Annotated in this window: 19 protein-coding genes and 1 tRNA gene; 15 read left to right on the top strand and 5 right to left on the bottom strand. The window is 34.1% G+C overall.

Translation table 11 applies throughout. From position 1 onward, the window contains the following. Nucleotides 1-221: 221 nt before the first annotated feature. Nucleotides 222-2756: a heavy metal translocating P-type ATPase gene (locus BSF42_RS06010; RefSeq protein WP_095952206.1), complete on the top strand. Its 2535-nt coding sequence runs from the start codon at nt 222-224 to the stop codon at nt 2754-2756. A gap of 200 nt (nt 2757-2956) precedes the next feature. Then, complete coding sequence (locus tag BSF42_RS06015; protein WP_095952207.1) at nt 2957-5197, top strand: multicopper oxidase family protein; 2241 nt, start codon at nt 2957-2959, stop codon at nt 5195-5197. Between the two features lie 446 nt (nt 5198-5643). Here the strand turns inward: BSF42_RS06015 and BSF42_RS06020 are convergent, their stop codons facing one another. Next, nucleotides 5644-6096, bottom strand: a complete 453-nt coding sequence (locus BSF42_RS06020; protein ID WP_095952208.1) for a DUF4442 domain-containing protein — start codon at nt 6094-6096, stop codon at nt 5644-5646. A 255-nt stretch (nt 6097-6351) separates the two neighbouring features. Here BSF42_RS06020 and BSF42_RS06025 point away from each other — a divergent pair, with 255 nt between their 5' ends. The 5 genes from BSF42_RS06025 to BSF42_RS06045 all read left to right on the top strand — a co-directional run bounded on the left by BSF42_RS06025 (nt 6352) and on the right by BSF42_RS06045 (nt 10738). Continuing rightward, nucleotides 6352-6807 carry a DUF4870 domain-containing protein gene (locus BSF42_RS06025; RefSeq protein ID WP_095952433.1) on the top strand — a complete coding sequence of 152 codons (456 nt, stop codon included), beginning with the start codon at nt 6352-6354 and terminating at the stop codon, nt 6805-6807. 195 nt (nt 6808-7002) lie between these two features. Next, complete coding sequence (locus tag BSF42_RS06030; protein ID WP_008464689.1) at nt 7003-7335, top strand: PadR family transcriptional regulator; 333 nt, start codon at nt 7003-7005, stop codon at nt 7333-7335. Between the two features lie 3 nt (nt 7336-7338). Next, complete coding sequence (locus BSF42_RS06035) at nt 7339-9081, top strand: PspC domain-containing protein (protein ID WP_095952209.1); 1743 nt, start codon at nt 7339-7341, stop codon at nt 9079-9081. A gap of 3 nt (nt 9082-9084) precedes the next feature. Continuing rightward, complete coding sequence (locus BSF42_RS06040; RefSeq protein ID WP_095952210.1) at nt 9085-9819, top strand: head GIN domain-containing protein; 735 nt, start codon at nt 9085-9087, stop codon at nt 9817-9819. An 85-nt stretch (nt 9820-9904) separates the two neighbouring features. Further along, entirely contained in the window at nt 9905-10738 is an 834-nt protein-coding gene (locus BSF42_RS06045) for a GIN domain-containing protein (RefSeq protein WP_253250996.1), read from the top strand. A gap of 170 nt (nt 10739-10908) precedes the next feature. Here the strand turns inward: BSF42_RS06045 and trxB are convergent, their stop codons facing one another. Next, nucleotides 10909-11856, bottom strand: coding sequence for a thioredoxin-disulfide reductase (trxB, locus tag BSF42_RS06050; RefSeq protein ID WP_095952212.1), 948 nt, complete (start codon nt 11854-11856; stop codon nt 10909-10911). Nucleotides 11857-12033: 177 nt separating this feature from the next. Between trxB and BSF42_RS06055 the strand changes: the two genes are divergently transcribed. Beyond that, nucleotides 12034-12108: transfer RNA gene (locus BSF42_RS06055), tRNA-Pro, on the top strand. A gap of 359 nt (nt 12109-12467) precedes the next feature. Here BSF42_RS06055 and BSF42_RS06065 read toward each other — a convergent pair. Beyond that, nucleotides 12468-14612, bottom strand: a complete 2145-nt coding sequence (locus BSF42_RS06065; RefSeq protein WP_095952434.1) for a hypothetical protein — start codon at nt 14610-14612, stop codon at nt 12468-12470. Nucleotides 14613-14840: 228 nt separating this feature from the next. Between BSF42_RS06065 and BSF42_RS06070 the strand changes: the two genes are divergently transcribed. The 7 genes from BSF42_RS06070 to BSF42_RS06100 all read left to right on the top strand — a co-directional run bounded on the left by BSF42_RS06070 (nt 14841) and on the right by BSF42_RS06100 (nt 20919). After that, the gene (locus BSF42_RS06070; protein WP_095952214.1) at nt 14841-15248 is read left to right on the top strand and encodes a septal ring lytic transglycosylase RlpA family protein; all 408 of its coding nucleotides are present in this window, start codon (nt 14841-14843) and stop codon (nt 15246-15248) included. A gap of 274 nt (nt 15249-15522) precedes the next feature. Then, a complete protein-coding gene (locus tag BSF42_RS06075) occupies nt 15523-16290 on the top strand; it encodes a ParA family protein (RefSeq protein WP_095952215.1) in 768 nt (255 codons plus the stop codon). Between the two features lie 5 nt (nt 16291-16295). After that, complete coding sequence (locus tag BSF42_RS06080; RefSeq protein WP_095952216.1) at nt 16296-17198, top strand: ParB/RepB/Spo0J family partition protein; 903 nt, start codon at nt 16296-16298, stop codon at nt 17196-17198. After that, nucleotides 17198-17758 carry a DUF5683 domain-containing protein gene (locus BSF42_RS06085; protein WP_095952217.1) on the top strand — a complete coding sequence of 187 codons (561 nt, stop codon included), beginning with the start codon at nt 17198-17200 and terminating at the stop codon, nt 17756-17758. The genes BSF42_RS06080 and BSF42_RS06085 overlap by 1 nt, the downstream gene beginning before the upstream one ends. Before the next feature lie 40 nt (nt 17759-17798). Beyond that, the gene (dapB, locus tag BSF42_RS06090) at nt 17799-18527 is read left to right on the top strand and encodes a 4-hydroxy-tetrahydrodipicolinate reductase (protein ID WP_095952218.1); all 729 of its coding nucleotides are present in this window, start codon (nt 17799-17801) and stop codon (nt 18525-18527) included. A 62-nt stretch (nt 18528-18589) separates the two neighbouring features. After that, on the top strand, nt 18590-20143 hold the full coding sequence (lepB, locus tag BSF42_RS06095) for a signal peptidase I (protein ID WP_095952219.1): 1554 nt from the start codon (nt 18590-18592) through the stop codon (nt 20141-20143). A gap of 155 nt (nt 20144-20298) precedes the next feature. After that, nucleotides 20299-20919 (top strand): WbqC family protein, encoded by a 621-nt coding sequence (locus BSF42_RS06100; protein ID WP_095952220.1) that lies wholly within the window; start codon nt 20299-20301, stop codon nt 20917-20919. Nucleotides 20920-21004: 85 nt separating this feature from the next. On the opposite strand, the gene BSF42_RS06105 is transcribed toward BSF42_RS06100, so the two are convergent. Further along, nucleotides 21005-22051, bottom strand: coding sequence for an endonuclease/exonuclease/phosphatase family protein (locus tag BSF42_RS06105; protein ID WP_172426646.1), 1047 nt, complete (start codon nt 22049-22051; stop codon nt 21005-21007). A gap of 15 nt (nt 22052-22066) precedes the next feature. Continuing rightward, nucleotides 22067-22930: a rhomboid family intramembrane serine protease gene (locus BSF42_RS06110; protein WP_095952221.1), complete on the bottom strand. Its 864-nt coding sequence runs from the start codon at nt 22928-22930 to the stop codon at nt 22067-22069. Nucleotides 22931-22971 lie beyond the last annotated feature (41 nt).

Genomic DNA, 22971 nt, shown 5'->3' on the forward strand with positions numbered 1-22971 from the left:
CCGCAAAGAACACAGAGAATTTACGCAAGGTTCGCAAAGATTTTTTAAGACAAAGCTTTGCGAACTTTGCGTTTTTATATAAAACGAGCATAGCAAAAATGCTTGCGTCCTTTGCGGTTAAATAAAATTTAGTAAATCATACAAATCATTCCCAAAATTCTACAAACCGTTGTAAACCTTAGTTCGGAAATTTGCATTGTACTACACTAAAAACAAAAACAATGACTCATCAATATATAATTTCAGGAATGTCTTGTAACGGATGCCGAACCAAAGTCGAAAAAACTTTGAATGAAGTGGAAGGAATTCAGGCAGAAGTAACTTTAAATCCTCCGTTGGCAACCATAACAATGCAACAGCATGTGCCAACAGAAAAACTTCAGGAAATTTTAGCCGCCGCTGGAAATTATACCATTGAAATGGATTCTCCAAAAAATCATTCTGAAACACCGGCAAAATCATGCTGCTCGAGTCATAAAAAACAGAATCAAGATCCTCATAAAAAAGAAACTCCAAAAATGCATCAACACAGTGCCAACGGAGTTTATTATTGTCCAATGCATTGCGAAGGCGACAAAACCTACAACAAACCTGGAGATTGTCCAGTTTGCGGAATGGATTTAGTCCCTCAAGTTACCGTTTCGGCGACACAATTTACCTGCCCGATGCATCCCGAAATCATTTCAAACGAGGCAGGAGACTGTCCGATTTGCGGCATGGATTTGGTTCCGATTCAGGCTTCAGAAAATGAAGAAAACAAAACCTATTCTGATTTATGGCGAAAAATGAAAATAGCAATTTTGTTTACGCTTCCTATTTTCATCATTTCAATGTCAGAAATGATTCCGAATAATCCGCTTTATAATATAATGTCTGTTGAAAAATGGAATTGGGTTCAATTTTTATTTTCGATTCCTGTTTTATTCTATGCGGGCTGGATGTTTTTTGTTCGCGCTTACAAATCAATTGTTACTTGGAATCTTAATATGTTTACTTTAATCGGTATTGGAACCAGCGTTGCCTTTCTATTTAGTCTTATCGGAATGTTTTTTCCTGATATTTTTCCTGCTGAATTTAAATCACACCACGGAACCATTCATTTGTATTTTGAAGCTGCAACCGTAATTATCACTTTAGTTTTATTAGGACAATTATTGGAAGCCAAAGCACACGGACAAACCAACGGAGCCATAAAAGAATTATTGAAACTCGCACCGACCGAAGCAACATTAGTTGAAAACGGAAATGATAAAGTAATCTCCATTCACAATATTAAAAAAGGCGATTTACTTCGTGTAAAACCCGGAGAAAAAATTCCTGTTGACGGTAAAATAACTTCTGGCGAAAGCAGTATAGACGAATCGATGATTACGGGAGAGCCTATTCCAGTTGATAAAAAAGTGGAAGATACTGTAATTTCCGGAACTATAAATGGTACAAAATCATTTGTAATGATTGCAGAAAAAGTAGGTTCAGAAACGATGCTGTCGCAAATTATTCAAATGGTAAATGATGCCAGCCGATCTCGAGCTCCGATTCAGAAATTAGCCGATCGTGTGTCTAAATATTTTGTTCCAACTGTTGTTATTATTTCTATTTTAACCTTTTTTGCTTGGGCAAAATTTGGTCCAGAACCTGCCTATGTTTACGGATTAATTAATGCAATTGCCGTTTTAATTATTGCTTGTCCTTGTGCTCTCGGATTAGCAACACCTATGTCGGTTATGGTTGGCGTTGGAAAAGGCGCTCAAAACGGAATCCTGATAAAAAATGCTGAAGCCTTAGAAAACATGAATAAAATTGATGTTTTGATAACCGATAAAACAGGAACAATTACGGAAGGAAAACCATCTGTAGAAAAAATTTATGCCCTAAATAACAACGAAGATTTTCTGCTTCAAAACATTGCTTCTCTAAATCAGCACAGCGAACATCCTTTGGCGCAGGCCGTAGTCAATTTTGCAAAAGCAAAAAACATTCTTTTCAAAGAAGTTGAAGGTTTTGAAACCGTTGCTGGAAAAGGTGTTTTAGGAACTATCGAAAACAAAAAAGCCGCATTAGGAAACAAAAAATTGATGGATGAAATAGGCGCAGCTATTGCTGAAGATTTAGAAAAACAAGTTACTGCTGAACAAAATTTAGGCAAAACGATTTCGTATATTTCTATCGAAAAAGAAGTTTTAGGCTATGTTGCGATTACCGATGCGATAAAGGAAAACAGTGCAAAAGCAATTAAAAAATTAATCGATCAGGGAGTTGAAGTAATCATGATGACCGGCGACAACCATAATACAGCAAAAGCCGTTGCCGATCATTTGCATTTGAGTTCTTTTAAGGCCGATTGTCTTCCAGAAGATAAACTAAAAGAAATTGAACGTCTTCAAGCCCAAGGCAAAATTGTGGCAATGGCCGGCGACGGAATCAATGATGCACCTGCTCTAGCACAATCTAATATTGGAATTGCAATGGGAACGGGAACTGATGTCGCTATTGAAAGTGCTAAAATTACTTTGGTTAAAGGGGATTTAAATGGAATTGTAAAAGCCAAAAATCTTAGTCACGCCGTAATGTCAAATATCAAGCAAAATTTGTTTTTTGCTTTTATCTATAATACTTTGGGCGTGCCCATTGCAGCGGGAATTTTATATCCATTTTTAGGAATTTTGCTTTCGCCGATGTTAGCCGCAGTTGCCATGAGTTTGAGTTCTGTCTCAGTAATTGTAAATGCTTTGCGATTGCGAAATCTAAAATTGTAGGTTGGAACGTAATTATTTTCAACACATAGAAACATAGTTTTGCATTGTGCGTAAAGGCGTTTCACTTGCATCAATACACATAGCTACGTTTGAAAACTAGTTTCTTTTATTATCTTTTTTTAGACAAAAAATCTATGTCTCTATGTGTTAAAAATAAATTGTTTTCAATTTAACATAAAAATTTAAAATTATAATTTATAATGAAAATCAAATACTTATTTCTATTCTTTTTAATTGCTTTTCATCTGAAGGCTCAAAAAATAGTACGTTACGATTTACATGTTCGCGATACGATTGTCAATTTTTCGGGTAAAGAAAAACGCGCCATTTCGGTTAATGGACAAATTCCGATGCCGACTTTGACTTTTACAGAAGGTGATATTGCAGAAATTTATGTTCATAACGAACTCAAAAAAGAAAGCACTTCGATGCACTGGCACGGATTGTTTCTGCCAAATAAAGAAGATGGTGTTCCGTATTTGACTCAAATGCCAATCGAACCTGGAACAACTCATAAATATACTTTTCCTATAATTCAAAACGGAACCTATTGGTATCACAGCCATTCGGGTTTGCAGGAACAAATTGGTTTATACGGACTTTTTATCATCAATAAGAAAAAAGACGACGCCACTTTTAGAAAGGGAATTGACGATTTGCCAACCATTCCTGTTATTTTAAGTGAATGGTCTGATCTTAAACCAGAGAATATTCAGCGAATGCTGCACAATGCCAATGATTGGTTTGCCATAAAAAAAGGAACAACGCAGAGTTATTTTGAAGCCGTAAAGCAAGGGCATTTTTCAACCAAAGTAACCAACGAATGGAAACGAATGAACGCGATGGATGTCAGCGATGTTTATTATGAAAAATTCCTGCTTAATGGTAAAAACGAACAACAGCTTTCTCAATTTAAACCAGGCTCCACAGTGCGATTGCGAATTGCCAACGGCGGTGCTTCGAGCTATTTTTGGCTGACTTATGGAGGCGGAAAAATAACGGTTGTGGCCAGCGACGGAAATGATGTCGATCCTGTAGAAGTCGATCGTTTGATTATTGCTGTTTCTGAAACGTACGACGTTGTAGTTACCATTCCTGAAGACAATAAATCTTTTGCTTTTTTGGCTACAGCCGAAGATAGAACGGGATCTGCTTCCTTATTTTTAGGAAATGGAGAAAAACAGCCCATTCATCATCTTTCGAAATTAAAATATTTTGAGGGAATGAAAATGATGAACGACATGATGAAAATGAACGGCGAAATGAACGATATGGGTATGAATATGTCTTTGAATAAAATGGACATGAACGCCGTAATGTATCCGGAAATTTCTGGTGAAGATGAAAATTCAAAACCAAAAATGGATCAATCTAATCATAATATGGAAGAAATGAAGATGGGGAATGACAGTACTGAAACTCCCGAAATTGTTACTTTGAATTACGGAATGCTGAAATCGCCCTTTAAAACAACGCTTCCAAAAGACGCTCCTGTAAAAGAATTACGTTTTACGCTTTCTGGAAATATGAATCGTTATGTCTGGAGTTTGGATAATAAAGTAGTTTCTGAAACCGATAAAATTTTAATAAAAAAGGGAGAAAACGTTCGAATTGTTTTATACAACGGTTCGATGATGCGCCATCCCATGCATTTACACGGACATGACTTTAGAATTCTGAACGAACACGGCGAATATTCACCCTTAAAAAATGTCATTGATATTATGCCAATGGAAACCGATACAATCGAATTTCAGGCCAATGCAGACGGCGACTGGTTTTTTCACTGTCATATATTATATCACATGATGGCAGGAATGGGACGTATTTTTAGTTATGAAAATTCAGCTCCGAATCCGTTAATTCATCATCCTGAAATGGCTTATAAAATGTTAAAAATGGACGATCGAATGTTTCATTTCATGGCAGAAAATGATTTTGCCAGTAATGGAAATGATGGAGAAGCGATGTATAGTAATACACGCTGGAGCATTGGAACAGAATGGAGATTGGGTTACAACGACAAACACGGTTATGAAACAGAAACCCATATTGGAAGATACATTGGAAAAAATCAATGGCTGATGCCTTTTATTGGATTTGACTGGCGTTACCGAAAAATGGGAATGGACGAACAGGAACAAAACTTATTTGGACAAACAAATACTAAAGACAATCGTTCGGTTTTTAGTGCTGGTCTTGAATATACCTTGCCAATGCTCATAAAAGCACAAGTCGAAGTATATACAGATGGAAATGTGAGAGTGCAATTTGAAAGAAAAGATATTCCGCTTTCGCAGCGCCTTCGAATGAACCTGATGTGGAATACAGATAAAGAATATATGGCAGGATTAAAATATATCGTAGCAAGAAACTTCGGAATCACAACACATTATGACAGCGATATGGGAATTGGGTTTGGAGTTAATTTGAATTATTAGAATTAATTTCTATTTGCTTTTCAATTACATATCATTATAAAAACATTAACAAATTGTAAGAATCAACTCTAACAAATATCATTATATTTGGTCCTCCAATGATACGATACTAACAAAAACATTTAAAAACAAGATGACCAAAGTAATCACATTTTTGACCGCTGCTGTATTTTCAATTGGCGTAAACGCCCAAGACACGAAACCGGCTCCTAAAAAAGAAAAAGCAAAAAAAGAATCCTGCTGTAAAAAAACGTCAACAGAAAAAAAAGATCAAAAGTCTTGCTGCGTTAAAAAATAATTGAAATTTTATTTCAACAAGAAAGACCTCAAGCAAATTGAGGTCTTTTTTTATACTTTTCTGCATCAACTTTGACAAAGTTTAAAACTTTGTCAAAGTTCCTCTAACAAAATAATTTTTTTTAATCCTTTAATCTGTGGCAGAAAAATTATTTCACTCTAATACTCCATTCAAAATCCATTTCAGAAACCTGAATACCTTCTTCATTTGTTCCAATAGATTTCATCCAGAACGTCTGTCCTTCTCCAGTTTCAATTGTTCTCTTGATTGCATCGGCAATTAAATGCCCGTCATTGCAGACAAAAGTGATTCGGCCTGTTGCTTTTTTGGTAAAGTTCCCTTTATTATTAGCAACCAGCATAGAAATCTTTTTGCCGCTTTGCTGAATCTGAGAAATCACCAAAGCCCCAGTTGTCAATTCAGCCGCCATTGCCTGAACAGCAAAGTACATAGAATTGAAAGGATTCTGATTAATCCATCTGTGTTTTACTGTTACCGTACAACTATTATCATTTATATCCTTTACACGAACACCGCAAAAGAATGCAGATGGTAGTTTGAAAAAGACGAACTTATTAAGTTTTGATACCGAAATTGCCATGTGATTTATTTTTTTATGTAAAAATACGAAAAAACTATGCACGCACAATACTTTCTTCAAATATGAAAAAAACCTCAATAAAATCAATAGTTACGAATGATTTTCACCGTTTTAAGTTTAATTTTCACATTTCACTTTTGTTAATTTTTTGTTAATATTTGGTACTATGCAAAACAAGATACTGTTTTTTAGATATATATTTGCATAAGAAATTACTATATACTTTTAATCATGGAAACAACAACACCACTCATCATGGAAAACACATCAGAAAAGAATACAGCAACCTTTACTCATTTGAGTACTTTAAGTCAATATATTATTCCGTTTGGAAACTATATTTTTCCACTATTAATCTGGACAAACTATAAAGACAAATCTGAATTTGTAAATCATCACGGAAAACAGACTTTGAACTTTCAGTTAAGCTTACTGCTTTATACTTTGATTTTAGCACTAATTGCTATACCAATTTTCTTAACTGTGTTCTTGCAGAATATTCCAGTTGAAGCTGTTTTTAATGACCGCAATTTTGTGATTAGAAACTTTGACTTTCATGCACACATCGGAATGCTGAGTGTAGGGATCACAGCAGTAATACTTTTTGGATTACTAAAATTTGCTGAGTTCTTTTTAGTGATTTACGCTTCTATAAAAGCATCAAACGGAGAATTATACAAATATCCGCTTACGATTCCTTTTATAAAGTGATAAAAAAAGGCTTCTCCCGACGCCTCGGGATCGCTCAGCCTGACATTGAGTTCGCTCAATGTGACATAAAAAAAATTAAAAGTTATAGTCGGAACCATTAAATCATCAATCAATATATAGTTTCGCAATCAATCATCAATCATCATCATCAATCAAAAAACGAATTGTTCAATCAAAAAAAAACAAAATGAAATTATGAACATTGAAAACACAAAAGCACAGATGCGCAAAGGTGTTCTTGAGTTTTGCATCTTATCTGTATTGAAAGAAAAAGACGCATATACATCTGAAATATTAGACACTTTAAAAAACGCAAAATTACTAGTTGTAGAAGGAACCGTTTATCCGTTGTTAACTAGACTGAAAAATGACGGTTTACTCAATTATCGCTGGGAAGAATCGACCTCTGGGCCGCCAAGAAAATATTATGGGCTAACCGAAATAGGACAAACATTTTTAAACGAACTTAGCGGCACTTGGACAGAATTGTCTGACGCTGTAAACTTAATCACCAATCAAAATCAATAAGTCATGAACAAAACAGTAAATATTAACTTAGGCGGGATGTTTTTTCATATCGATGAAGACGCATACTTAAAATTGACACGCTACTTTGACGCAATAAAACGATCTCTAAACAACTCTTCTGGACAAGATGAAATTATTAAAGATATCGAAATGCGTGTTTCTGAATTATTAACAGAAAAACAAAAAAGCGAAAAACATGTTGTTGGACTGAAAGATGTTGACGAAGTGATTACGGTGATGGGACAACCAGAAGATTACCGAATTGAAGACGAGGAAAACACCAATCAATCTCATAATGATTTTGGAACTAGAAAACACAAAAAATTATACCGCGATAAAGAAAAAGGTATGATTGGTGGTGTCGCTACAGGTTTAGGACATTATTTTGGAATTGAAGCTGTTTGGATCAAAATCATATTCTTGATCTTCGTTTTTGCAGGTTTTGGAACTGGAATTTTAGCTTATTTCGTTCTTTGGATTGTAACTCCTGAAGCAGTTACAACTACAGAAAAATTAGAGATGACAGGAGAACCGGTAACAATTTCGAACATCGAAAAAAAAGTTCGCGAAGAAATTGAATCATTATCTGATAAATTCAAAAATGCAGATTATGACAAGATGGGAAACCAAGTAAAGTCGGGAGCTGGGAGAATAAGTAGTTCATTTGGAGACTTTGTTATGACGGTTTTTAAAATTTTTGCTAAATTTTTAGGAGTTGTTCTAATCATTTCAGGAATTTCTACCTTAATAATGTTATTGATTGGGGTTTTTACTTTAGGCACTAACATCTTTATTGATTTTCCTTGGCAGAATTTTGTTGAAGCAGGAAACTTTACAGAATATCCTCTTTGGTCATTCGGTCTATTAATGTTCTTTGCCGTTGGAATCCCATTTTTCTTCTTAACGCTTTTAGGATTTAAATTGTTGTCTCCAAACTTGAAATCAATTGGAAACATTACAAAATATACACTTTTAGCAGTTTGGATTATTTCTATTGCAATTCTTACCAGTATCGGAATCAAACAGGCAACTGAAATTTCATACGACAATAAAGTCATAGAGAAAAAAGCTTTCGGAATCAAACCAGCTGATACATTATTTATCAAGTTCAAATACAGTGACTATTACGCAAAAAGTCTGAATCACTACAGAGATTTCGAATTTGTACAGGATTCTGCAAACAACGAATTGATTTATTCAAACGACGTTCGTTTACACATCTTACGCACCGATGAAGCTGCTCCATTTATTCAGGTAGAAAAAACGGCAAGAGGTAATTCTTTTACAAATGCTAAAAAAAGAGCAGAAAAAATTAATTATAAGTTTCAAATTAGCGGAAATCATTTAATTTTGGATAACTATTTTCTGACAGATGTTAAAAACAAATTTAGAGGACAAGAAGTTGATATTTATTTATACGTACCAGAAGGACAATTAATTAAACCAGATTCTTCAGTAAGAGATTACTATAATTCTGATGATGATTTCTTTAACTTAAACTATGACGGAGATTACAATTATAAAGTTGAAGGTTCTAAAGTAAGATGTCTAAACTGTCCTGTAGAAGAAAACAACGACAATGATTATGAAAATGATTACGAAAATAATTATGAAAATGATTCAGTAGACAATGATACTATAAATGAAGTTTCGGTTAAAATTAACGGAAAAGAAGTTATAAACGGAAAAAAAACAAAAGGAAAGCTAACCACTGACAAAAACGGAGTTATAATCAAAATAAACTAAGCCATGATAAAAATAATCATTCATATTACGAAATTTGTAATTGCCACTGTAACCGCATTATTATTTGCTTCTTGTAATTTAAACATGAATTCAATTGAAGGAAGCGGCAATGTTACAACAGAAAAAAGAACGGTTCAAGGAGATTTTAAAAACGTTTCAGTAAGCAGTGCTATTGACTTAGTAATCGAACAATCTGATGCTACAGAAATTACTGTTGAAGCCGATGATAATCTGCAAAAAGAAATTGTAACGAAAGTTGAAAACGGAACATTGGTAATAAGCTGTAAATTCAGTTCTTTCCGCAACATTACGATGAAGAAAGTAACAGTAAAAATGCCGGTAATTGATAAAATTGAAGCTTCAAGCGCTTCATCTGTTCAAAGCAAAAATGTTATCGAAGGAGAAAATATTACTTTAGAAACTTCTAGCGCAGCATCGATGCAGGTTAATATTGAATCTGATAAGATCTCTGTAGATTCTGGAAGCGGCAGTTCTGTTACTCTTGAAGGTAAAGCTTTAAGCCTAAGCACTTCGGCTTCAAGCGGAGGAAGTATTGAAGCAGATAAGTTGGCAGCAAATGATGTCGAAGCACAAGCGTCAAGCGGAGGAACAATTAATGTTCGTCCAATCGTAGCCTTAAAAGCAAAAGCTTCAAGCGGAGGAAATATAAATTATACTGGTTCTCCAAAAACAATCGAAAAAGAAGCAAGCTCTGGAGGAAACATCAGCAAAAGCTAAAACAGATTAACTGTTAAATATAAAAGAAATCATTCATCATAAGTGGATGATTTTTTTATATTTGTCAAAATCAAATCTAGAATTAATGAAAAAAAGTACAGCGCTGCTCCTATTATTATTAGTTACAACATTAACATTCGCTCAAAAGAGAGAAAAAGTTAAAGGTTCTAAAGTTGTAACGACTTCGATAAAAGAAGTTGGTAGTTTTGACGCCATTGAAGTCGATGATAATCTGGAAGTTTATTTGGACCAAGGAGAGAAAAACGAAATTAAAATTGAAGCCGATGATAATCTGCACGATATCATTGGGATGGATTTAAGAGAAAAAACACTGCGATTGTATACCAACAAAGAATCGACTATTTTTAAAAAGTTATCTGTTCGAGTTACTTACACTAAATCATTAAATAAAGTTATTACTAAAAATGAAGCTGTGGTTTATGCAATTCAAGAACTGCAATTAGATGATCTTACAATGAATTGTGTTGACTATTCTAAGTTGTTTTTAAATGTTAATGCCAAAAAATTCACTTTAATTGCTGATGATAAATCGAAAACAGAATTGAATTTAAAAGCGGAAGAAGGAAGTTTACAATTGAGTAAAAATGCTTCTATAAAAACATTGGTTTCTGCGATTAAATTTAAATGTGATTTGTACCAAAAAGCAAATGCTGCAATTGAAGGAATTGCCGAAAAAGCAACCATCAGATTAGATAATAATTCTGTTTTTACAGGAGCAAAATTCACCTTGAAAGATGCTAATGTTACTGCTGAGAATTATGCCGTAGGAACTATTTTTGCTGATACCACGCTTTCCTTAGCAGTTGGAGACAAAGCAGAAATTTCGCTTTTAGGAAGTCCTGCTATAACATTAACACGTTTTTCTGAAGAAGCTAAGTTGTTTAAGAAGGCTAAATAAGATTCAAGTTTTCAGTCTCAGTGACAGTTTTCAGTTGTTAGAATCTGACAAGCATATAAATGAAAAGTCCCAATCTTAATTGATTGGGACTTTTTTAATTTAATTATAAGTCTATTCCTGAGACTAAGTACTTGACTAAGTACTGTGACTGAATACTGTGACTAAAAAAATTACTCTTTAGATGCTAAATATCTCTCAGCATCCAATGCAGCCATACATCCTGTACCTGCAGCAGTAATTGCCTGACGGTATACGTGATCTGCAGCATCACCCGCAACGAAAACACCATCAACATTTGTTTTAGATGTTCCTGGAGTATTTACGATATATCCTGTTTCGTCAAGTGTAATATAATCTGCAAAAATATCTGTATTTGGTTTGTGTCCAATTGCTACGAAGAAACCTGTTGCAGGAATTTCGATAACTTCACCAGTAGTTTTGTTTAATGCTTTAATAGCATGCACCACATTGTTATCTCCTAAAACTTCAACAGTATCATGATTCATTAAAATCTCGATATTTTCAGTTTTACGAACACGTTCTTCCATAATTTTAGAAGCTCTGAATTTTTCGCTTCTTACTAACATCGTTACTTTTTTACAAAGTTTAGATAAATAATGTGCTTCTTCACAAGCTGAGTCACCTGCTCCAACAATTACAACATCTTGATTTCTGTAGAAGAAACCATCACAAACAGCACAAGCAGAAACACCGCCACCCATATTTAAATAGTGTTGTTCTGAAGGTAATCCTAAATATTTAGCCGAAGCACCTGTCGAAATAATTACAGTTTCACAGTGTAATTCGATTGAATCGTTAATCCAAACTTTATGAATATCGCCAGAAAAATCAACTTTTGTTGCCCAGCCATCACGAATATCAGCACCAAAACGTTTTGCTTGTTCCTGTAACTGAACCATCATTTCTGGTCCTGTAACTCCATCAACATACCCTGGAAAATTTTCAACCTCATTAGTTGTAGTCAATTGACCACCAGGCTGCATTCCTTGGTATAATACTGGATTCATATTTGCTCTGGCTGCATAAATTGCCGCAGTATAGCCTGCAGGACCAGAACCTATAATTAGGCATTTAATTTTTTCAATTGTATTTGACATAGTATCTATAGTTTTTTTCAGTTGCAAATGTAAACTTTATTATAAAAAATTAGAGCTAAAATAAATCCTAAATAACTATGTCAAAATAAGTTTTATTTATTTTCATTTTTTCCTTTTGTAAACAAAATTAATTTATATCTTTGCATCCGCTTTCGGGCAGTATCACAATACATCAATCGGGGTGTAGCGTAGCCCGGTTATCGCGCCTGCTTTGGGAGCAGGAGGCCGCAGGTTCGAATCCTGCCACCCCGACAAAAAGTCTTTTCATTTACTTGAAAAGACTTTTTTTTTTGCAATAAACTTTAATTAAAAAATGAACGGTTATCACGTCCCAATTGTGATCGGGAATACCACAGGTTCTCCCGAAAGCTTTCGGGACTGCCACCCCGACAAAAGTCTTTTCATTTACTTGGAAAGACTTTTTTTTTTGCAATAAACTGAATATCAAAATTGTAATATCAATATTCCAGAATTTCAAAATTTATTACATTTCAAAACATAGCCCGTGGTTTCAACCACGGGGACACATTATATAAAATCACATTTCGTCTCCCACGGTTGAAACCGTGGGCTATGTTTTATTAATATTAAAAAAAAAATCTATACCTCATTCATTTTTCCATCTTAATGTAAGCAGGATACGATTCACGATCAGGCAAATTAAATTCCTCATCATAAGGGTGTGTACCTTCTCCATTATTATATAATGCCACACGTTTTGCGCCAGTTGCTGTACTTCCACCTGTACTATTAATAACATTTTGAATATTTCCTGGTCCTGCAAAACGAGTGGTGCACATTTTCTCCAATTTTACATTTGGACTATTAGGTATTTCAAAACCATTTTTCTTGTTCACATTTCCATCAGTTCCTGTAAAAACTGCATAAGACCCCATTCCAATAGTGCGATGTTCTTCTACAATGTTTGCTACTTTAAATGCTGCAAAACCATCAACTCTGCCTCCTTGACTGCTCCAGCTTGCTTGGTTTGGCGCATCGTATGGAGGCTCATTTTGAAAAAAATAAGCTCTGCCGCGTTCTCCCAGCCATAACACTTCATATTCTTGGTAATGTTCGGTAAATAAAGCATAAAGTGTAACATCATCTCCAGTTACTATAAGTCCGTTTTTACATCTGTCTCTTATCCATCGAACATCGCCGCCTTTCTGTAAACCATGATCTGCACGCCATAACCAGAAATGATCGCCCACTACATTATTACTATTAATTTGCATTGAAGCATGTATCTGAATATTTTTTGACTGAACCCCGCCTACTCTACAAGTAATATCTGAAAGTAATATAGGATTCGCAGAATGGTCTGCATTAGCTCCTTCATCCCCAATACGAACTTGATAAGTTGTACTATTAAATGAATCCATCAGAAGTCCTGAAATGATAATTCCGTCCTTGTCATCTGCATAAATACAACCCCAAATATTTTTCTCCGTAGGTTCTAACGTCACCGAAGCTATTCCTGCACCCAGAAGTATGGCGTCTTTCCTATTTACCTGAATCGGGGCATTCAAAGAATAATGTCCTGGCGTAAAAAAAATATTCCTGCCTTCTTTTAATGCCTTATTGATTTCCATATCAGTATCACCTTCTTTGGCAATATACCAGCTTGTAATCAAATCTTGACCTTTACCCTTACCCATATCTGTTGACGACCAAGAAACTCCCACTTTATCCTTTTGCCATGCTGGAACAAATACTTTGTATTCGCCATCATTATCTATAAAGAGAAAAGGCTTTTCTCTAATAATAGGCGTAGTAAGAATTGGAGAATTCGAATCATCTTCTTTTGGCGGATTGATACAGCCTTGCCAAACCATATTGTATGAACCACCCATAGCTCCCGAACCAGAAGGAAAAACAGCGTTTCTAGTATACCATTGCTGCTGTCCGCCCCAATTTGGTCTGGACGATGTGTAATGTGTATCTGCAATAAAACCGCCGCTGCCCCAAAAGTTAGTATTTCCAACATCTGAAATATATTTCGAAGTACTTTCAATCAGCATTCTTCGCGCACTTGTTGATTGAGAAACTGTCCAGGCAAAATCTCGCATTACAGCTGCATTTTCTACAGAACGCCAAAATGTACAGGTGGCATTTGCTCCTCCCGAAAGATGAGGCCTCGTAAATATAGATCCCAGCTTAACATCTGATGGTACTTTGCCTAAACCTCCAATATGAGAATAGAAACCTAACTCTATTGCATTAGCTTCTGCCGATGATGCAGAACCAGATCCGCCAGAATCATAAGTCTGATCATCAATATTTGCTTTAAAATAATATGCCTGACGTTTTGTTGTCCATTCACCATTTTCTCCACCTAGACCGATAGCAGGAAACTGCGAATTAATTTCGTTTCTTGCTGTTTCAGCTTTTTCATATTTTCTGTCATAGAAATACATATTATCGCCAAACATTTGGTTTTCTAATGAAATTATGACTGTTATAGAATCACGAGTAACTTTGTAATAGTTTTCGTATTTATCTTTATTTGGCTTATTATCTGTAAATATCAATTTAGAAGTTGAACCCACATTTACAAAGTCCGATGCCAAACGACTTCCTCCTCTTGTAACGATATAATTTCCCGAAGAACCGAAAGCCGACCATGACAAAGTCATTGTATGTTTCTTTTTGTTATAAACAATTTTGTGCTGTACTTTTTGATTAGGAGAAACAAAACTGGATAGAATTAAAATACAAAGAAAAGATGCAAATAATGAGATAACTTTTTTAATCATAAGAATGTTCATTTGTGGTTTGATAGATCGTAATAGTAATAATTTTAGAAAGCCCAAAATAGCAATAATCTTTAAGCTTCATCCTCATTCTTATTCTCAATTTTCTCATCAAAAACACTACAAAATCTAAAAAAAATGTCTTTTTCTGACATAAATAAACCTTCTTGAACATATCTATTTTTCTTTAATAGCTTTTTTTTGCCCGCAATGGAAAAGAAAATAAATAACATGAAAGAGATTATACTATTTACTGCCTTGGTTTTTTCTATCGCAACAGCCGCACAGCAGAAAAACATCACTCCTATTGATTCATGTGCATCAACCATAGAAAGTGTGCTATATAAAAAAAATGCCCACGCTTCTTATTATCATGATAAATTTAATGGAAGAAAAACAGCGAGTGGCAAAAAATTCAACAATAATGATCTGACCGCCGCACATAAAACATTCCGCTTCGGCACAAGACTAAAAATCACAAACGAAATAAATAAAAAAAGTGTTGTAGTAGAAATTACTGACAGAGGACCCTTTATTAAAGGAAGAGAAATCGACCTTAGTAAAAGAGCTTTTATGGATATTGCTTCTAATAAAAAGAGCGGTTTAGTTTATGTTACAATCGAAATTTTACAAAACTAACCTATTTCAAAACTACGTCTAAAACCAGAATCTTTAAAACTATAAAATAGAAACACAAAGGTTTTGTTTAAAATTAAAATCGTTTCTAAGGTTTAATCCCATAAAAGTGAATTAATAAATAAAAAACACCATTAATAACTCTTTTGAAAACTAAAATTAATTTCTGTTAACACCCATAAAACCACGGTTAAACAAACTTTCATAAATGTTAACAAAATAGATTTTCAAAAACCATAAATAATTGTATTTTTACGGTTCAAAATTCAGAAAATAAATGGGCAAAATCATTGCTATTGCTAATCAAAAAGGAGGCGTGGGAAAGACTACTACATCAGTAAATCTTGCCGCTTCATTAGGTGTTTTAGAAAAAAAAGTTTTATTGATCGATGCTGATCCTCAAGCCAATGCTACATCTGGTCTTGGAATTGACGTAGAAACAGTTGAGGCTGGAACGTATCAAATCCTTGAACACAGTATAACACCAAAAGAAGCCGTCTTAAAATGTACAGCTCCAAACGTAGATGTGATTCCTGCTCACATTGACCTTGTTGCTATCGAAATTGAATTGGTTGACAAAGAAAACCGTGAATACATGCTTAAAAAAGCATTAGAAAGTGTGAAAGACGAATATGACTATATCATTATCGACTGCGCACCTTCTTTAGGTTTACTAACTTTGAATGCTTTAACAGCTGCAGACTCTGTAGTTATTCCTATTCAATGTGAGTATTTTGCTCTTGAAGGATTAGGAAAACTATTGAACACTATTAAAAGTATTCAAAAAATACATAACCCTGATCTTGATATCGAAGGTTTATTATTAACAATGTACGATTCGAGATTACGTTTATCTAATCAAGTTGTTGAAGAGGTTCAAAAACACTTTAACGATATGGTTTTTGATACAGTGATTCAGCGAAATGTAAAATTAAGCGAGGCTCCAAGTTTTGGCGAAAGCATTATTAATTATGATGCAACTAGCAAAGGTGCGGTTAATTATATTAACCTTGCTCAAGAAATTATAAAGAAAAACAGTAAATAGTTTTTATGACAAAAGCAATTAAAAAACAAGCCTTAGGAAGAGGATTATCAGCATTATTAAAAGATCCGGAAAACGACATTACATCAGTAGAAGACAAAAATGCTGACAAAGTTGTTGGAAATATTATAGAGCTTGAAATAAGTGCTATCGAAATAAATCCGTTTCAGCCAAGAAGTAATTTTAATGAAGAATCTTTACGCGAATTAGCCACTTCTATCAAAGAACTTGGTGTAATTCAACCTATTACTGTTCGTAAATTAGATTTCAATAAATACCAGTTAATCTCAGGAGAGCGTCGTCTTCGTGCCTCTACTTTAATAGGATTAACACATGTACCTGCATACATCCGTATTGCAAACGACAACGAATCTTTGGTTATGGCTTTGGTTGAAAATATTCAACGCCATGACTTAGATCCAATTGAGATTGCATTATCATACCAACGTTTAATTGACGAAATTCAATTAACTCAGGAACAAATGAGTGAAAGAGTTGGAAAAAAACGTTCTACAATTGCTAACTATTTACGTCTGTTGAAATTAGACCCGATTATCCAAACTGGTATTCGTGACGGTTTTATCAGCATGGGACACGGTAGAGCAATTATCAATATCGAAGATTTAGATGTTCAAACTGATATTTACCAAAAGATTGTAAGTCAAAATCTATCGGTTCGTGAAACAGAAGCTCTAGTAAAAAATTATCACGAAGGTAATCAGCCAAAAGCAGAAGGAAAACCAAAAGCTGACTCTGCATTTACCATTAGAGAAACACAAAAAAACACTTTCAACGATTATTTTGGTGCGAAAGTTGATGTAAAAGTCGCTGGCAACGGAAAAGGAAAAATCACAATTCCTTTTAATTCTGAAGCCGACTTTAACAGAATTATAAAATTAATAAACGGATAGTGAATAAAATTGTCCCCATCGGTCTATTGTTCTTTCTAACAGGAACCGTTTCTCTTTTTGCCCAGGTAAAAAAAGACACGGTTTTGGTCGTAAAAGACACCACTGCATTACAAGAGATAGATCCGTTAACACCAGCAAAAGCAGCTTTTTACTCTGCAATTCTACCTGGTTTAGGTCAAGCATACAATAAAAAATACTGGAAAATTCCATTGGTTTACGGAGCAATCGGAACAAGTTTGTATTTCTATATTGATAATAATAAAAAATACCACAATTATCGTGATGCCTACAAGCGAAGGCTAGAAGGCTATAACGATGATGACTACCAATTTCTAGACGACAGCCGACTTGTTGCCGGTCAAAAATTCTACCAACGAAACAGAGACTTATCTGCTTTGTTTGTTGTAGGTTTTTATGTTCTAAACATAATCGATGCCAATGTCGACGCTGCTTTGATTCAGTTTAACGTAAACGAAAGACTATCAATGCGTCCTGAAATTTATCCCAACGATGTAACATTTAGACCAAACGTTGGACTAACCTTTAATTACAAATTTTAATAGATTACTCTCTATTTAAAAATTAATAAAAACAATCATAATGAAAATTGCGCTTTTAGGATACGGAAAAATGGGTAAAGTAATCGAAAGAATTGCTTTAGAAAGAGGTCATGAAATAGTTTTAAAGAAAGACGAATTCAGCAGTTATGACGGACTTTCAACAGCTGATGTTGCCATTGATTTCAGTGTTCCAGCAGCAGCAGTGAGTAATATTTCGGCATCTTTTAATGCGAATGTTCCAGTAGTTTCCGGCACAACAGGATGGCTAGAACATTATGACGAAATGATTGCTCTTTGCAATGAGAAAAAAACTGGGTTTATTTCCAGCTCAAACTTTAGTTTAGGTGTAAATATTTTCTTCGGATTAAATGAATATTTAGCAAAAATCATGAATCAATTTGATTCTTATAAAGTTTCGATGGAAGAAATTCACCACATCCATAAACTTGATGCGCCAAGCGGTACTGCAATTTCATTAGCAGAGGGCGTTATAAAAAACAGCAATTACTCTGGCTGGACTTTAGACGAAGCTAACGATAATGACCCGAGCGCTAGCGAACTGACGAAGCAAATTCGCATTGAAGCAAAACGAATTGGAGAAGTTCCAGGAACTCACACTGTAAATTACGATTCAGCAATTGACAGCATTGAAATAAAACATACGGCTCACAATCGCGAAGGCTTCGCATTGGGCGCTGTTATTGCAGCAGAATGGCTTGCAGGCAAGCAGGGAATTTTCACTATGAAAGATGTACTAAACTTACAATAAATCGAATAAGGCTTTGAATTAATTAGATTCAATCCTGAATTTGAAACTTAAAATACAATATTATGACACTTTACTCTTGGTTCGTATTTTTCTTAGCTGTTCAAATAATCCATTTTCTTGGTACTTGGAAATTGTATCAGGCAGCAGGAAGAAAAAGCTGGGAAGCAGCAATTCCGGTATACAATTCTATCGTTTTAATGAAAATGATCGGACGCCCGACTTGGTGGACGTTTTTACTTTTTATTCCAATTATCAACTTGATTATGTTTCCAGTTGTATGGGTAGAAACTTTAAGAACTTTTAACAAAAGATCTACTTTAGACACTTTTCTTGGACTTTTCACATTAGGCTTTTACATCTATTACGTAAACTATACTCAGAAATTAGAATACCGTAAAGACAGAAGTTTAACCCCAGAAAACAAAACTGCAGACACAGTAAGCTCTTTGTTATTTGCTATTATAGTAGCGACTTTAGTACATACTTACGTTGTACAGCCTTACACGATTCCGACATCATCTTTAGAGAAATCTTTATTAATTGGAGATTTTTTATTTGTGAGCAAAATAAATTATGGACCAAGAGTACCAATGACTACGGTAGCATTACCAATGGTTCACGATTCTATTCCGTTAACCAAAAGTAAATCTTACCTAAGCTGGCCGCAATTACCTTATTTTAGACTTCCAGCGATTCAAAAAATAAAACGATCTGACATCGTCGTCTTTAACTGGCCTGTTGATACCGTTCGTTATTTCTTTGAACCAAAAGGAAGACCAGGCGTTATTAAACCTATTGATAAAAAATCAAATTACGTAAAAAGATGTGTTGGTATTCCTGGAGACAGTTTATCAATCAAAGATGGTTTTGTTTTTATTAACGGCAAAAAATTAGTTTTACCAGAAAGAGCTAGACCTCAATATTCTTATTCTGTAGCTTTAGACGGAAAAACACCTATTGATTTCGAAAGTCTTTTTAAAGAATTAGACATCACAGATCCTGCAGGTTTTACAACTGAGAAAAGAGATACTCTTTATTTAGGTTCACTAACAGAAGCTGGAGCTGAAAGATTCAAAAACACTCCGGGTGTTACTGCTGTAATACGAAAAATTGACAGATCTAATGACAATAGAATTTTCCCGCATATTAACAAATGGAGCCAGGACAATATGGGCCCAATTTATATTCCTGAAGCTGGAAAAACAGTTGCATTGAACAATGAATCACTTCCATTTTATAAAGAAATCATTACCAATTACGAAGGAAATACATTAGAGCTACAAGGTTCTAAATTTTTAATAAATGGAAAACCAACCACTACTTACACCTTCAAACAAAATTACTACTGGATGATGGGAGACAACCGTCATAACTCTGAAGACAGCCGTTATTGGGGTTACGTTCCAGAAAATCATATCGTTGGTAAACCAGTATTCATTTGGATGAGCTGGGACACTAACGGAAAAGGCATCAACAAAATTCGCTGGAATAGAGTTTTCACCACAGTTGACGGTGAAGGCCAGCCACAATCTTACTTTAAATATTTCTTAATCGTCCTTGCATTATATTTCGTTGGAGATTTTGTATGGAGAAAAAGAAGAGAGAATAAAGCATAATTAAAAAAGTTATTTTTGTTTCAGGTTTCAAGTTTCAAGTTCGTAAAAAACCTGAAACTTGAAACCTGAAACATTTAGACAAATAAAAACATTCAATCGTTTAATCGTTTTCAAAAAGTACGATTAAACGATTTACCGATTAAACTAAAATCACAATGAACTCCTTAATACTTCCAACTTATTTTCCTTCTATAAGTCATTTTGCAGTAATCGCTCAATCTGATAAAATTGTATTTGAAATGGAAGATAATTTTCAGAAACAGACCAATAGAAATAGAACTTACATCTATAGTCCGAATGGAATTCAATTATTAAATATTCCCGTTAAGCATTCAAAAGAAGCGCATCAAAAAACAAGAGACGTTTTAATTGAGAACGAATTTGATTGGCAGAAACAGCATTTTAAATCGCTTGAAGCCGCTTATAGAAGCTCTCCTTTCTTTGAGTTCTTTGAAGATGAAATTGCTCCTATATTCGAGAAAAAGCACACTTTTTTAATGGATTTGAATTTTGAAGTTTTAGACATTGTAACAAAATGTCTGAGAATAAAATTTGAATTTGGAAAAACTACTGAATACTTTCCCGAAACTCCAGATTTTGCTGATTTTAGATATTTGGCAAACGGAAAAAAAGATACTAATACTTTCGAAAAATACACTCAGGTTTTTGATGACAAACATGGTTTCATCAATAATTTAAGTGTTTTGGATTTACTTTTTAATGAAGGGAAATTTGCAATGGATTATTTGAAAACCCAAAAATTAGATCTAAAATAGAAAAATCAGCTTTCATTTTTGAAATTCAAATTTTGGATTTTCGAATTTGGAATTTGGAATTTTAAAAATTGAAATTTTATATCATTTATTCCATTGAAAGTCTCGTCATAATAGGATAATGATCGGAATTTTCGAAATCTGAAAAGCTTTCAAATTGCTTTACTTTCATTTTACTATCCGTGAAGATATAGTCAATTCTAGCAGGATAATAACGGAATTTATAAGTAGCTCCAAAACCTTCACCAGCTTCTTCAAAGGCATCTTTTTGCTTTCCTTTTATACTTCTATATACATAAGAGAAAGGACTATTATTCATATCGCCGCAGATAATAAACGGAGTTTTACACTGCTTGATATTTTCCTTAAAAATTTCTGCCTGCTCTTGCTGCTGTGTAAATCCTTTACTGATTCTGGCATAAATACGTTGTGATTTCTTTTGATTTACATTATCAATATCATCAGAAATCTCACTCACATCTGGAGATATTTTAATAGATTGTAAGTGCATATTATAAACACGAATAACATCTTTTCCGCGTTTTATATCTGCATATACTACATTATTATCCGATTTTGGAAAAATAATCTTGCCCTCGTTTATTATGGGAAACTTAGAAAAAATCGCCTGGCCTGTTTTTATCTTTTTTCCATCAATAAAAATATAACGGTGCGGATACACTTTTAAATCTAGGTGGGCCGAATTTGAATATTCTTGAATACATAAAATATCAGGATCTTTTTCGTCTATAAAAGATTTAATGTTATCGGGAATATCATCACGGTCCAGCCATTTAAAAACATTAAAAAGACGAACATTATAACTCATTACAGAAAAATCTTTTTCGTCCTGAATATATTCTTTCGCAGAAAACTTATAGAACTTACTAATAAATGTAATTCCTGTCAGCAATACCAAACCAGATAAAATAAGGCGCTTTTTAAACTGAATTGCCCAATAGACAAAAAACAGTCCGTTTGCCACAAAAAAGGCCGGCATAAACAACGTAAGCACCGATAAAAGCGGAAAGCTCTTAGGTGCTAAAAAAGGCAGAATATAAACGCTAAATGTGAGCACAGTAAGCACTATATTCAGAAAGAACATTATTTTATTAAACCAAGAAAGGTTTTTCATATTTTCTCCTACAAGTTATTTTCCAGCTTTAAATAAAAACTCTTTTTCTTCTTTTGTCAGACAATCATATCCAGACTGGCTGATTTTGTCTAAAATCTCATCAATCTGTTGCTGCGTTTTGTCTTTAGTAACAATTCTTGATGTAGGTTTCTGTGTAGGTTTTTGGTAATTTTTATGAACTTTTGTAAATGGGGACGAAGGAGATTTTCTAAAGAGATTGACAAAGAAGTCTAATGTTTTAGAAACAATGATACTTAAATCGGTACCGTTTTGTAATAACTTAATATAAGCAAATCCGAAGAAAGCACCAGCAAGATGCGAAATATGGCCGCCCATATTTCCTAAACGAAACTGCATTAAATCCAAAATTAAAATGACAGCAGTAATATGCCAAAGTTTGACATTTCCGAATAAAAACAAACGAACATTCATTAAGGGCGAATACGTTGTTGCTGCAACTAAAATAGCCATTATTGCAGCAGAAGCTCCAACAATAGAACCGCTGATATTAGACAAATAAAAACTTAGTGCAAAAGCAACTCCAGCAAAAAGAGCACTTAAAATATATAATCCTAAATATTGTTTTTGAGTAAAATAAGTTAAGAATAATGTACTGGCAAAATTCAAAACCATCATATTAAATAACAAATGCAAAAATCCGTCGTGAAAAAAAGCATAGGTTAAGAAAGTCCAAGGTTTAAACATGAAAACCTGAGGATCTGACGACAATGCTATCCAGCTTGGAAAATCAAATTGACCGATTGAATACTGATAGAAAAAAATCAAAGAAAGAATAAAACATGCGATATTCCAATAAATAACCCGCATGGCAATACCCCCCAATCTATATTGTAATTTTAAATCGTCTAGAATATTCATAGAAACTTCTTTTGGTTTTAGAATTTAAACTTAAAGTTAAA

The organism is Flavobacterium sp. ACN6 (assembly GCF_002304005.1).
Classification (GTDB): Bacteria; Bacteroidota; Bacteroidia; order Flavobacteriales; family Flavobacteriaceae; genus Flavobacterium.

Excerpts from the sequence above, each read along its gene's own strand:
- BSF42_RS06010 (WP_095952206.1), top strand. The coding sequence starts at position 222 with ATGACTCATCAATATATAATTTCAGGAATGTCTTGTAACGGATGCCGA.
- BSF42_RS06015 (WP_095952207.1), top strand. The coding sequence starts at position 2,957 with ATGAAAATCAAATACTTATTTCTATTCTTTTTAATTGCTTTTCATCTG.
- BSF42_RS06020 (WP_095952208.1), bottom strand. The coding sequence starts at position 6,096 with ATGGCAATTTCGGTATCAAAACTTAATAAGTTCGTCTTTTTCAAACTA.
- BSF42_RS06025 (WP_095952433.1), top strand. The coding sequence starts at position 6,352 with ATGGAAAACACATCAGAAAAGAATACAGCAACCTTTACTCATTTGAGT.
- BSF42_RS06030 (WP_008464689.1), top strand. The coding sequence starts at position 7,003 with ATGAACATTGAAAACACAAAAGCACAGATGCGCAAAGGTGTTCTTGAG.
- BSF42_RS06035 (WP_095952209.1), top strand. The coding sequence starts at position 7,339 with ATGAACAAAACAGTAAATATTAACTTAGGCGGGATGTTTTTTCATATC.
- BSF42_RS06040 (WP_095952210.1), top strand. The coding sequence starts at position 9,085 with ATGATAAAAATAATCATTCATATTACGAAATTTGTAATTGCCACTGTA.
- BSF42_RS06045 (WP_253250996.1), top strand. The coding sequence starts at position 9,905 with ATGAAAAAAAGTACAGCGCTGCTCCTATTATTATTAGTTACAACATTA.
- trxB (WP_095952212.1), bottom strand. The coding sequence starts at position 11,856 with ATGTCAAATACAATTGAAAAAATTAAATGCCTAATTATAGGTTCTGGT.
- BSF42_RS06065 (WP_095952434.1), bottom strand. The coding sequence starts at position 14,612 with ATGATTAAAAAAGTTATCTCATTATTTGCATCTTTTCTTTGTATTTTA.
- BSF42_RS06070 (WP_095952214.1), top strand. The coding sequence starts at position 14,841 with ATGAAAGAGATTATACTATTTACTGCCTTGGTTTTTTCTATCGCAACA.
- BSF42_RS06075 (WP_095952215.1), top strand. The coding sequence starts at position 15,523 with ATGGGCAAAATCATTGCTATTGCTAATCAAAAAGGAGGCGTGGGAAAG.
- BSF42_RS06080 (WP_095952216.1), top strand. The coding sequence starts at position 16,296 with ATGACAAAAGCAATTAAAAAACAAGCCTTAGGAAGAGGATTATCAGCA.
- dapB (WP_095952218.1), top strand. The coding sequence starts at position 17,799 with ATGAAAATTGCGCTTTTAGGATACGGAAAAATGGGTAAAGTAATCGAA.
- lepB (WP_095952219.1), top strand. The coding sequence starts at position 18,590 with ATGACACTTTACTCTTGGTTCGTATTTTTCTTAGCTGTTCAAATAATC.
- BSF42_RS06100 (WP_095952220.1), top strand. The coding sequence starts at position 20,299 with ATGAACTCCTTAATACTTCCAACTTATTTTCCTTCTATAAGTCATTTT.
- BSF42_RS06105 (WP_172426646.1), bottom strand. The coding sequence starts at position 22,051 with ATGAAAAACCTTTCTTGGTTTAATAAAATAATGTTCTTTCTGAATATA.
- BSF42_RS06110 (WP_095952221.1), bottom strand. The coding sequence starts at position 22,930 with ATGAATATTCTAGACGATTTAAAATTACAATATAGATTGGGGGGTATT.